Source organism: Roseateles sp. (genome assembly GCF_044373315.1).
Lineage (GTDB): Bacteria > Pseudomonadota > Gammaproteobacteria > Burkholderiales > Burkholderiaceae_C > JACDQM01.
The window spans coordinates 1-11,339 of sequence record NZ_JBILQK010000099.1 but is presented as its reverse complement, the minus strand read 5'-3'; the positions used below and the strand labels follow the sequence as shown (position 1 = coordinate 11,339).

General features: G+C 66.1%; 13 protein-coding genes. 2 read left to right on the top strand and 11 right to left on the bottom strand.

Translation table 11 applies throughout. The features are described 5' to 3' along the window. Positions 1–327, bottom strand: a 327-nt coding sequence (locus ACIQ67_RS16975; RefSeq protein ID WP_397535557.1) for a PTS sugar transporter subunit IIA, incomplete at its 3' end; no start/stop codon positions are given. Between the two features lie 232 nt (positions 328–559). Continuing rightward, positions 560–901, bottom strand: a complete 342-nt coding sequence (hpf, locus tag ACIQ67_RS16970; RefSeq protein ID WP_397535556.1) for a ribosome hibernation-promoting factor, HPF/YfiA family — start codon at positions 899–901, stop codon at positions 560–562. A 517-nt stretch (positions 902–1,418) separates the two neighbouring features. Between hpf and corA the strand changes: the two genes are divergently transcribed. Then, positions 1,419–2,393, top strand: coding sequence for a magnesium/cobalt transporter CorA (gene corA, locus ACIQ67_RS16965; protein ID WP_397535555.1), 975 nt, complete (start codon positions 1,419–1,421; stop codon positions 2,391–2,393). A gap of 125 nt (positions 2,394–2,518) precedes the next feature. Then, positions 2,519–3,397 (top strand): universal stress protein, encoded by an 879-nt coding sequence (locus ACIQ67_RS16960; protein WP_397535554.1) that lies wholly within the window; start codon positions 2,519–2,521, stop codon positions 3,395–3,397. A gap of 13 nt (positions 3,398–3,410) precedes the next feature. On the opposite strand, the gene ACIQ67_RS16955 is transcribed toward ACIQ67_RS16960, so the two are convergent. The 9 genes from ACIQ67_RS16955 to ACIQ67_RS16915 all read right to left on the bottom strand — a co-directional run bounded on the left by ACIQ67_RS16955 (position 3,411) and on the right by ACIQ67_RS16915 (position 11,326). Beyond that, positions 3,411–3,830: a nuclear transport factor 2 family protein gene (locus ACIQ67_RS16955; protein ID WP_397535553.1), complete on the bottom strand. Its 420-nt coding sequence runs from the start codon at positions 3,828–3,830 to the stop codon at positions 3,411–3,413. Between the two features lie 3 nt (positions 3,831–3,833). Further along, positions 3,834–4,619, bottom strand: coding sequence for an SDR family NAD(P)-dependent oxidoreductase (locus ACIQ67_RS16950; protein ID WP_397535552.1), 786 nt, complete (start codon positions 4,617–4,619; stop codon positions 3,834–3,836). Positions 4,620–4,621: 2 nt separating this feature from the next. Then, positions 4,622–5,167 carry a DUF3833 domain-containing protein gene (locus ACIQ67_RS16945; RefSeq protein WP_397535551.1) on the bottom strand — a complete coding sequence of 182 codons (546 nt, stop codon included), beginning with the start codon at positions 5,165–5,167 and terminating at the stop codon, positions 4,622–4,624. Further along, positions 5,149–6,405, bottom strand: a complete 1,257-nt coding sequence (locus tag ACIQ67_RS16940) for an MFS transporter (RefSeq protein WP_397535550.1) — start codon at positions 6,403–6,405, stop codon at positions 5,149–5,151. The genes ACIQ67_RS16945 and ACIQ67_RS16940 overlap by 19 nt, the downstream gene beginning before the upstream one ends. Further along, positions 6,402–6,917: a chalcone isomerase family protein gene (locus ACIQ67_RS16935; protein ID WP_397535549.1), complete on the bottom strand. Its 516-nt coding sequence runs from the start codon at positions 6,915–6,917 to the stop codon at positions 6,402–6,404. The genes ACIQ67_RS16940 and ACIQ67_RS16935 overlap by 4 nt, the downstream gene beginning before the upstream one ends. A 9-nt stretch (positions 6,918–6,926) precedes the next feature. After that, positions 6,927–8,150, bottom strand: a complete 1,224-nt coding sequence (locus ACIQ67_RS16930; protein ID WP_397535548.1) for a class I SAM-dependent methyltransferase — start codon at positions 8,148–8,150, stop codon at positions 6,927–6,929. A gap of 41 nt (positions 8,151–8,191) precedes the next feature. Beyond that, positions 8,192–8,989 (bottom strand): DUF1365 domain-containing protein, encoded by a 798-nt coding sequence (locus ACIQ67_RS16925; protein ID WP_397535547.1) that lies wholly within the window; start codon positions 8,987–8,989, stop codon positions 8,192–8,194. After that, positions 8,986–10,338, bottom strand: a complete 1,353-nt coding sequence (locus ACIQ67_RS16920; protein ID WP_397535546.1) for an NAD(P)/FAD-dependent oxidoreductase — start codon at positions 10,336–10,338, stop codon at positions 8,986–8,988. Before ACIQ67_RS16920 ends, ACIQ67_RS16925 begins: the two co-directional genes overlap by 4 nt. A 403-nt stretch (positions 10,339–10,741) precedes the next feature. Next, positions 10,742–11,326, bottom strand: coding sequence for a glutathione peroxidase (locus ACIQ67_RS16915; RefSeq protein ID WP_397535558.1), 585 nt, complete (start codon positions 11,324–11,326; stop codon positions 10,742–10,744). Positions 11,327–11,339 lie beyond the last annotated feature (13 nt).

Below are 11,339 nucleotides of genomic sequence, written 5' to 3'. Positions count from 1 at the left end.
GGCGGCTTCCGGCACCAGCAGGAAGATCAGCAGGCTGACGGGCTCGTCATCCGGCGCGTCGAAACCGATGGGCTGCTGCACGCGCAGGACGGCAGCGAGGGGATTCTTCAAGCCCTTGATGCGGCCGTGCGGAATGGCCACGCCATGGCCGAGGCCGGTGGAGCCGAGGCGCTCGCGGGCGAACAGGTTGTCCGTGACCGAGGCGCGCGCGATGGCGTGGTTGTTCTCGAACAGCAGTCCGGCCTGTTCGAAGACACGCTTTTTGCTGGAGGCGTCCACATTCACCAGCACATTGCTGGCAGGCAGGATGGCGGCAAGACGGTTCATCGGGTCACAGCGCCGATTACGGCTGATAGCCTTGGGCGGGACGCTTGGTCGGTAGCTAGGAGGAGGATTATAGAAAGCCCACCCCCGCTTGGGGCGGCGCCTTCAGGCGAGTGCGGGAGTATTGCTCAAAATTGCGGCGGCGCAGCAACAAGCCCGAAAGTTTGAGGGTGGTGCGCATGGCGCCCAACAAAAAGCGGCCCGCAGGCCGCTTCGACATCGTGGGTGCCCGGGTTCAGGACGGGCCGATCTCCAGCCGCTTGGCTGAGGCGTGGTGGTGGTCCTGCACCTGCTCCTTGTGGCGCACGACCTGACGATCCAGCTTGTCCATCAACTGATCGATTGCCGCATAGAGATCCTCACTGGACTGCTCGACAAAAATGTCACGGCCCTTCACATGGACGGTGACTTCGGCCTTCTGGCGACGCTCTTTCTCCTTTTGCTTTTCCACGGTGAGCAGGACGTTGATATCAACGACCTGGTCAAAGTGGCGGGTCACCCTGTCCAGCTTCGTGAGCACGTACTCGCGAAGCGCCGGCGTAACTTCAAGATGGTGGCCGCTGATAGTCAGGTTCATAGAGCCTCCTTTCACAGGGGTGGACAAAAAGTCTTTGGGGACGTTTGACGAGAGGGGACAACAGGTAGCGGATAAGAAGATCTGGCGCGGGTAGCGGGAGGTCTGATTCGCTTGCCGGGTTGGCAGAACCAGTGTGCGCCTCAACGCCGCTTTGTGACAAGTGTTTGACAGCAAAGACCCGACGAATTCGAATGCCGCGCCGCCGCCGACGGCGAAGCTGTGATGGAATGCACTGTTGTCGATGCAGGGGCTCTAGGCCGCCGTGTCGATTGCGCCCTCGCTGGCTTGCTGGCGCAGATGCCGCGATGTGATAATTGCTCACCCAATCTCTGGAGTTTTCCTTGGACAGCGATCACCCTCGGTGACCGTCCACTCCAGCAGCTGTGATGCCGGCCGCCCGTTAGCGCGCCGCAGCGCCAGTCCGGAGTGAGACGGGTCCCCACACCCCATCCGGACGGCGAGATTCCGTCCCCTGCCTCGACAGAATGACGGCGCGCTGGCGCTGGAGAGACTCCGCATGCTGAATGTGTTCACGCTGGACAATGGCCGCCTGAAGGGCGGGCTTTTCCAGGAAGAGATCGAAAGTCCCGAAGCGCTGGCGCTGTCCCGCCCGGTTTGGGTGGACCTGGAGCAGCCGACCGCCGAGGAAAAGGGCTGGATTCTTGATCGTTTCGGCCTGGTCATTCCGGAGGACATCGTCGACGAGGATCTGGAGGAGTCGGCGCGCTTCTATGAGGAAGACAACGGCGAGTTGCACATCCGCTCGGACTTCCTGATCGACGACGACGAGGCGCCACGCAATGTGCGGGTGGCCTTCATCCTGCACAACCAGGTGCTGTTCTCGGTGCACAACGAGGACCTGCCGGTCTTCCGCCTGCTGCGCCTGCGCGCGCGCCGCATTCCGGCCCTGATCGAAGATGCCAAGGACGTGCTTCTCAAGCTCTACGATGCGGACGCCGAGTATTCGGCCGATGCGCTGGAGGGTATCTACGACAGCCTGGAAAAAGTCAGCGCGGCCGTGCTGAAGAAGGATGTCAACGACGCTGAGGCCGGCGAAGTGCTGGCGGCCATTGCGCGCGAGGAAGACCTGAACGGCCGCATCCGCCGCAATGTGATGGACACGCGCCGCGCGGTCAGCTTCATGATGCGCAGCCGCATGCTCAGCGCCGAGCAGTTCGAGGAGGCGCGCCAGATCCTGCGCGACATCGACTCGCTGGACAGCCACACGGCCTTCCTTTTCGACAAGATCAACTTCCTGATGGACGCCACGGTTGGTTTCATCAACATCAACCAGAACAAGATCATCAAGATCTTCTCGGTGGCCAGTGTGGCGCTGCTGCCTCCCACCTTGATCGCCAGCATCTACGGCATGAACTTCAAGTACATGCCGGAGCTGGATCAGGCCTGGGGCTATCCGCTCGCGCTGGGGCTGATGCTGGCCTCGGTGGCGGCGCCCTTCATCTACTTCCGCCGCAAGGGCTGGCTCAAGTAGGCCCTTGCCGGCTGCGCCGGGGCCGGCGCGGCAATGTTTGATTCGCATCAAGGTGAACCCTGCCGATCCGGTGGGCTTGCGGATAGCATGCGGCCATTGCCTGCCCTGACTGCCGAGGTCCCCCCATGTCGATGAATCTGCGCTCGCTGATCGCTCTTGTGAACGACAGCCCCCGGTCGGCCGCGGTGCTGACCTTGGCCCAGCGACTGGCAAGTGCGCATGGCGCGCAATTGCAGGCCCTGCACGCAGTGGCACCCAGTGCCTCGGGCGCCTATTTATCCCCCGAGGCTTCGTCGCTGGCCTTGGAGTTGCGGGTGGAGGCCGATGGGCAGCGCCGCGAGCGCGCCGCCGCGCTGGTGGCCCAGGTGGCAGCTGCCAGCGGCAGCGCCCTGAGCTGCACCCACTTGATGAGCGAATCGACGCTGGAGGTGCTGCAGATGACGCGCAACAGTGATTTGCTGGTGCTGGGGCAGACCGACCCGCAGACGCCGGATGGCACAGCCCAGGGGCTGATTGGTCGCCTGCTGATCTCGGGCGGCTGTCCGCTGCTGTTCGTGCCCTATGTGAATGACACGCCGCTGGAGCGCTGCGGATCACGCGTGCTGGTGGCCTGGCGCGACACGCGCGAGAGTGCCCGCGCGCTGCGTGACGCGCTGCCCTTTCTGCAGCGTGCCGAGCGTGTCGAGCTGGTGCGCTTTGCCGATCATGATGAAGCCGGCCCTGAGCCTTTGCTGCGTGCGCAAGCCTACCTGCGCCAGCACGGCATCGAGGCCGAGCTCAAGGTGCTGCACCACCGCGAGAGCTCGCTGGGCGAACGCCTGGTGACCCACTGGACGCCAGACGCGCCGGTCGCCGAGGCGCTGCTTTCGCATGCGGCGGATACCGATGCCGACCTGATCGTCATGGGTGGCTTCGGTCACACGCGGCTGTGGGAACTGGTGCTGGGCGGCGTCACCCGCACCATGCTGAGCTCGATGACGATTCCGGTGCTGATGTCGCACTGAGCCGCTCAGGCGCTCAGGCGACCCGCAGGCGCAGTCGCAGCCAGCGCATCAGCGCGCCCAGCACGGGCACCTTTTCCCACAGCTCTTCGGCTGCATCCCAGTAGTCGCGGTGGTAGGCCACGCGGCCGTCGTCGGCAAAGCGCAGATGGCTGGCGCCATGGATGCGCTCGCTGCGGCCGCGCAGGCCGAACTCGAAGTCCCAGCTCAGGAAGCATTGCTGGTCCTGCACCAGCACGTCCAGCACCTTGAAGCGCGGCGCCTCCAGGCTCTTGAACATATGGTCGAAGATGGCCTGGATGCCGGCCAGGCTGTGCACCTCGTTGAAGGGGTCGCGGAAGTAGGCCTGCTCGGTGTAGTAACGCCCCAGCCAGGCCACGTCGGCGGGCTTGAGGTTTTCGAACAGGTCGACGAAGGCGCGGGCGCGAGGGTCCATGAATCAGAGTCCGGTCGCGCGGCGGACCACGCGGAAATAGAGACCGTAGCTGAGCTGCCGCAGCAGCTTCATCCACAGCGTGAAGCGCCTTGGGAAGTGAATCTCGAAACGTCCCTTGGCCCAGTCCCCCAGCATCGCCTGTGCAGCTTGCACGGGGCTGATGAGGGCCGGCATACTGAAGTCGTTGCCGGCTGTCAGTGGTGTGGCCACGAAGCCGGGATGCACGACGGACACGCCCAGGCCCAGCGGTGCCAGGTCCAGATACAAGGTCTCGGCCAGATGGGTCAGCGCCGCCTTGGTCGGGCCATAGGCCAGCGATTTCGGCAGGCCGCGGTAGCCGGCCACGCTGGATACCAGGCTGAGGTGGCCGCCCTGGCCGGCCTCGGCCTGGCGCAGCAGTTGCGGCAACAAGGCGTCCAGCAGGTTCAGCGCGCCGACATAGTTGATCTGCAGATGAAGCAGCGCTTCGGCCAGATTGAACTGCTGGGCGCGCATGGCCTGGTAGTGGCCGGCGCAATAGACGCAGAGATCGACGCGGCCATGGGACTTTAAGAGCTCGCCCAGCGCCGCATGCAGGTTGGCGGCGTCCTGCACGTCCAGCGGCAGCGCCAGGCTGCCGGGATGCTGCTGCACGAACTCATCCAGCAGCGCCGCATTGCGTGCCGACACGACGACCTTGGCACCGGCGGCATGCAAGGCTTCTGCCAGCGCCCGGCCGATGCCACTGGACGCGCCGACCAGCCAGACCGTCTTGCCTTGCCACTCGCGCAGCTGGGGATTGAGGGCCATGGTCAGAGCTTGCGGAAGGACAGCGTCACTTCGCCGAGCTCGAAGCCGAACTTGCTCATGCGAGCCTTGTTCAGCATCACTTTGTCGTCCATCAGGTACATCCAGTCGTCGAACTGCACCTCCCAGACGCGGCCGTCTACCGGCAGCGCCAGCGTGTACTGCCAGCGCAGCGCATTGCCGCGCGCTTCGCCGCGGGCCTCGCCCACCACATCGTCGGCGCGGCCGCTGTAGCGGCCATCGCCCAGGTGGCGCAGGCGCCAGACGCGGCGCTCGGTCTTGCCGTCGCTGTAGATGAAGTCCTCTTCGAGCACGCCTTCTTCGCCCTGCCAGCGGCCGACCATCTGCACGGTGAAGCGTCGCTGCACCTTGCCGGCGCGGTCCGTGAACACGCCATGCGCGACGAGCGGGCCGTTGAAGTACTGGCGCAGATCCAGCGCCGGGGTCTGGCCGGTGTAGTCGGCCGGTGTCGGTGAGGAGGCGCAGCCGGCCAGCGCCAGCGCGGCGCCAGCGGCCAGCAGCGAGCGGCGGGTCAGGGATGTTGCAGGCATGGCAGAGCCTTTCTTTCCGGACGGATCCAGAGCAGGTAGAGCAGACCTGCCGCCGCCGCCTTCAAGAGGCAAGGCAGCAGGCAGTAGGCCAGGGTCAGGGCTTGTAGGCCGGTGGCGTCGCGCTGGCCCGGGGTGTAGCCCAGCGCTTGCAGCAAGGGCAGCGCCAGGCCGGCGGCCAGCGCCAGATTGAGCTTGTTGGCACCGTTCCACCAACCGAAGAAGGCGCCTTCAGCGCGCCCGGCCAGTCCGGCTTGCTGGATTACGCGGGTCAGCATGGCGCCCGGCAGGGCAAGGTCGGCGCCGAGCGCAAAGCCGCTGCCCAGGCAGACGAACAGAAAGCCCAGCCAGTCGCCCGGCCCCAGCAGCGCCGCCCAGGCGAAGGCGGCAATCGCCAGCGCCATGCCCAGCGCCCAGCTGCGTGCTGCGCCCAGCCGCGCCACCAGGCGCAGCCACAGAGGCAGCGAGGCCGCGGCTGCGAGGAAATAGCTGGCCAGGAACAGCGGCTCGGCAGCGGGTGTCTGCAACCGGTCGCGCACGAAGAACAGCAGCAGCGTGGCCGGGATGGCAGCGGCCGTGCCGTTGAGCAGGAACACAGCCAGCAGGCGCCGGAAGCCCGGCGTCTGCCAGGCCACGCTCAAGGCCGCCTGCTGACCCGTGACGAGCTCGGCGCGCGGTGCGCGTCGCAGCAGCCACAAGCCCGTCAGCAGGCCCAGCGCCAATGCCGCCGCCGTGACGCCCATGCCGGCCAGCGCCGGCAGCACGCTGGCCGTCAGGACACCGGCCAAGGCCAGGCCTTCGCGCCAGGCGTTCAGGCGGGTCTGCCGCAAGGCATCGCCGCCCAACCGGGCACCCCAGGCCTGGTGCAGCACCGTCAGCACGCTGTAGGCCAGATAGGTGCAGACCAGCAGCACGGTGCACCAGATGAGCAGGGGCGTGCCGGCGCGTGGCACGGGAAAGAACAGCAGCGCGAAACTGAAGGCCAAGACCACGGCGGCCAGCGCCAGACGACGCAGCAGTGGCGCGGCCGGGCCGTCCAGCCAGCGGTCGGCCAGCCGGCCGATCAGCGGGTCGGCCAGCGCATCGATGCCGCGCGCCAGCAGCAGCACCAGGCCCAGCGCGGCCAGCGGTGTGCCGAAGTTTTCCGCGTAGTAAGCCGGCAGGGTGACATAGAGCGGCAGCGCGACGAAGGCGAGCGCGAAGCCCAGCCCTCCGTAGCGAAGACCGTCGATTGGGCTCATGCGCTCAGCCCTAGCAGCTTGGCGCGCAGCTGCGGTTCTGAAGTCTGCTCGGACAGCCAGATGCCGAAGAACAGGCGGCTGAACAGCGGGTCGGCCAGGCGCGGCAGCGCACTGCCATTGAAGAAGAAATCGGTGCCTTCTCCCGGCAGGTGGCGCCCGCTGAGGCGGTCGCCCGCCTTCACATCGGGGAATCGCTCCTGCATCTGAGTCAACCAACGGGCCGCGCTGGCCTCGTCGATGAGTTGCTGACGGCGCATCTCGACCAGCGAGCGCTTGGCGATCTCGCTACCTTTTAGACTGCGCGCGTATTCGAGTTCAAGTGCCAGCGGTGCCGTCCACCAGTCGCGCGCCGGTTTGCGCTCTGACCACAGGCGGATGTCATAGATCAGCAGTCCGAACCAGCGCATCTGCGCCTGGCCGACGAGAGTCAGCCCGGCGTCGGGCTTGGCCTCGGCGCAGGCCTGCCAGGCCAGGCCGGGCAGGGCAATCAGGCAGTGACGGCGCGACAGCATGGTAGAGCCTCAGCGCCGCTGCAGCGTGAACTGCATGACGTCAGTGCTGCCGGTCTCGAAGGCGGCTTCGCAGTAGGCGAGGTAGAACTCCCACAGCGCGATAAAGCGCTTGTCGAAGCCTTGCTTGCGCACCAGCTCCTCTCGGCCCATGAAGGACTCACGCCACTGCTTGAGCGTCTCGGCGTAGTCGGTGCCGAAGGCCAGTTCGTTGACGACCGTCAGACCGGCGCGCTCGGCATGGGCGCGGAACTGGCTCGGGCTGGGCAGCATGCCGCCCGGGAAGATGTACTGCTGAATGAAGTCCGAGGAGCGGCTGTAGCGCTCGAACAGCTCGTCGCGGATGGTGATGGTCTGGATGCAGGCGCGACCGCCGGGCTTGAGCTTGTCAGCCACGGTGCTGAAGTAGCTCTCCCAGTACTCGCGCCCGACGGCCTCGAACATCTCGATCGAAACGATGGCATCGAAGCTCTGCTCGGGGATATCGCGGTAGTCCTGCAGGCGCAGCTCGGCCTTGTCGGCCAGGCCGGCGCCCTTGAGGCGCTCTTGGCCAAAGGCCAGTTGTTCGGTCGACAGCGTCACCCCGAGCAGCCGGGCGTCGAAGTCACGTGCCGCGCATTCGGCGATGGCGCCCCAGCCGCAACCGATCTCCAGCACTCGGGCGCCGGGTTGCAGGCCGCACTCGTGCAGCGCGCGTCGCATCTTGGCACCTTGGGCCTCAGTCAGCGGCCGGCTGGTGTCGCCGTCGAACCAGGCGCTGGAGTAGTTCATGCTCGGGTCGAGCCACAGCTTGTAGAAGCTGTTGCCGAGGTCGTAGTGCGCATGGATGTTCTTGCGGCTGCCGGCACGGCTGTTGCGGTTCAGCAGATGGCGCAGGCGGTAGAGCAGGGAACCCCACCAGGAGCCGTAGATCACGCTCTCCAGTTGCTCGCGGTTGCGCAGCATGACGGTCAGCAGGGCGCGCAGATCGGGTGTGCTCCAGTGACCGGCCATGTAGCTCTCGGCGAAGCCGATGTCGCCGCTGCGCAGCACCGCGGCGCAGACCTCCCAGTTGCGGATGCGCAGCGCCGCGCGCGGACCTTGCGTGCGATCGCCGAAATGGGCGCTGCTGCCTTCGGGCAGTTGCACGTCCAGGCTGCCGTACTGCAGTCGCTCCAGCAGCTTGAAGACGGTGCGGGCCGCGGCGGGTGCGGAGTCGGGCAGAGCGAGGCCGGACTTGAGCGTTGTGGTGTTCATGCGGTTGCTTTTCTTGCAGGTGGCGGATGAGCCTAGTTGGCTCAACGGGTCACGAAATCGCCCGGCGCTGCGGGCTTGCTGAAGAAGGGAATGCGCTTGCGCCAGAGCTTGAGCGCCTGCCAGTGGATGCGTGCCACCAGCATCAGGCTGAAAGCGGGCTGAGCCCAGAACGCCGCACGCGCGCTGTTCGTCGTGAGCGGCGCCAGACGGCCCGAGATGCTGGTCTGCAGCAGCGCGCCTGTGTCGTCATCGTGGTCGATGCGGGCCACGGTGCGCGCTTGCGCGGCGCTGCCTGACTGCATGAAGCGGAAACGGTAACGGCCCTGCACGGCACAGAAGGGCGAGACATGGAAGACCTTGGCGGTGCTCAGCTCGTGGCCCCAGGCCAGGGTTTGCATGTCGTCGCCCTGCAGCAGATAGCAATGGCGTTCGCCGAAGGTGTTGTTGACCTCGGCCACGATGGCGGCCAGCGAGCCGTCGGTGCGCTGGCAGTACCAGAAGCTGACCGGCTTGAAGGCATAGCCCAGCACGCGCGGGAAGCAGTGCAGCCAGATTTCGCCGTTGGCGTCATGCACGCCTTCCCGCGCCAGCAGCGCTTCTATCCAGGTCAGCGCATCGGCGCCGCCGTCGCCATGGTCGGCATCGTGGAAGCTCAGCCAGCCGCGGCTGTTGCGGTTCAAGGCGGGACAGGGCTGCTGACGCAGCTGCCGCATCGGCAGCATCAGAAAGTACGCGGCATAGCTGAAGCGGTGCAGCGCGGGCCGCAGGCGGGTGTGGCGCACCTCGCCACGGCCGATCAGGGCCTGCGGCTGAGGGGCGGTGTTCCAGCGCGGGTTCATCGTGCTTGCGCCGCCTTGTGGGCGCGGTCCTCGATCCAGGCCTTGGCGACGCTCAGGCCGGACAGCAGCCCGTCTTCGTGAAAGCCGTAGCGGGTCCAGGCGCCGCAGAACCATGTGTTGTGCTGGCCTTGCAGTGCCGGCAGGCGCTGCTGCGCGGCCACGGCGGCCTGGTCGAACACCGGGTGCGCGTAGTCGTATTCGCCCAGCACCTGCCCGGCGGCTGGCTCGCGCACCGGATTTAGCGACACCAGCACGGGCTGCTGCCAGGGCAGCGGCTGCAGCCGGTTGAGCAGGTAGTGCAGGCAGACCGAGCTCTGATCCGGGCCGGCGGCATCCCCGCCATGCTCGTAGTTCCAGGCGGCCCAGGCCTTGCGGCGGCGCGGCAGCAAGGTGGTGTCGGTGTGTAGCACTGCGCGGTTGCGCTGGTAGGCGATGGCGCCGAGCAGCTGACGCTCTTGTGCTGAAGCATCGTCCAGCAGGGCCAGCGACTGGTCGCTGTGGCTGGCGAGCACGACGCTGTCGAAGTGCTCGCTGCCATGGCGGGTGCTGAGCAGCACACCACCGCTGCCGTCAGCTCCCATGCGCTTGATGCCGGTGACGGCCGTATTCAGGCGCTTGTCGTCGATGCTTTCCAACAGCTTCTCGACATAGTGGCGCGCACCGCCGCGCACCGTGTGCCATTGCGGCCGGTTGGCGACCTGCAGCAAGCCGTGGTTGTGGCAGAAGCGGATCAGCGTGCTGATCGGGAAGGCCATCATCTGCGCCGTCGGGCAGGACCAGATGCAGGCCACCATCGGCAGCAGGTACCAGTCGCGGAACTCGCGGCTGAAGCGCTGCGCGTCGAGGAAGTCGCCGATCGGCTGGGCCAGCGCCTGCTCGGCGCCGCGCTCGGCCAGTTCTGTGGTCAGGCGATTGAAGCGCAGCAGGTCGGACAGCATGCGCCAGAAGCCGGGTCGCAGCAGGTTGCTGCGCTGGGCAAAGACGGTGTCGAGGTTGCTGCCGCTCCACTCCAGGCCGGTGTGCGGCAGTTGCACCGAGAAGGACATGTCGCTTTTGGCGGTCTCCACCCCCAGCTTGGCGAACAGCTCGATCAGCAGCGGATAGGTGCGTTCGTTGAACACCAGAAAGCCGGTGTCGACGCCGCAGGTCTGGCCTTCGAGCGTGACATCCACCGTGTGGGTGTGGCCACCGAAGTAGTCGCCCGACTCGAACAGCGTGACTTGCGCATGGCGGCTCAAAGCCCAGGCAGCCGAGAGACCTGAGATTCCCGAACCCACAACCGCCACTCGCGGGCCCTTGCGTTGGCTGCCGGGGCCGCTCTGGCTGAGATCGCTCAGAAACGGCAGCAAGCTCTGGGCGTGATCGGCAGCGCCGCCGTGCTGGCGCCGCAAATGGACAGGGCCCCCGTCACTGACGGGAGCCCCGGGCAGAAAAGTAGTCGCAAGGCGCCCCGAAGCCAACGAGGGAGGGAGGGAGGAGGAGGAGAAGGGCTTCGGGATTACGGCCCCGTTACCGGGGAGGCCTTGCGACGGAAAAAAATGATTCGACTCCTTGTGTGTCGACCGCAGCGAACCGAATTGGCTCCGTACGAAGTGTTCAATTCCTTGCGCTGCTCGCATGCTCAGGTGGCATGTGTACTCTCCGAAACGTCGCCCTGAGCGCTGTGTGGGAACAATGTCCCAGACAGCGGGGACAAAAGATGACAGAAGTGCAACATTCGGCGACATGGCGGCGGTCCGGGCTTAATCAATGTCAAGGCTGAGCCAGCAGGCGCTCGAGCTCGTTGATGAAGGGGCGGCTCAAGGGCTCGGTGGCTGATGCGAAGCTCACGACTTCGCGGCCATCCCGCGCGATCAGGTATTTGTGGAAATTCCAGCGCGGCGCTTGGCCGCTGCGTTTGGCCAGGTCGACGATCAGCGGATTGCTGTCCGGCCGGTCCGGGCGCGTGCTTGACTTGGCAAACATCGGGAACTTGACGTTGAAGGTGTTCTCGCAGAACTCCGCCACCTCCTTGTTGCTGCCCGGCTCTTGGCTGAAGTCGTTGGACGGGAAGCCCAGCACCACCAGGCCACGCTGTGCATAGCGCTGCTGCAATGTCTCCAGCGACTTGTACTGGCCGGTGAACCCACAGTAGCTGGCGGTGTTGACCACCAGGAGCACCTTGCCCGCGTACTGGCACATGGCCTGCGGCTTTTCGTCCTGCAGGCGCGGCAAGTCCCGCTGCAGCAGCGGTGGGCAGGCTGCGGTCTGCGCCAGCGCCGGGAGCGCCCAGCAGAGGGTCACGACGGCTCCCAGCAGATAGCGCCTGGCCGCTGAGGCTTGATGCGAGGAGACCATAGTTTGTCCTAGT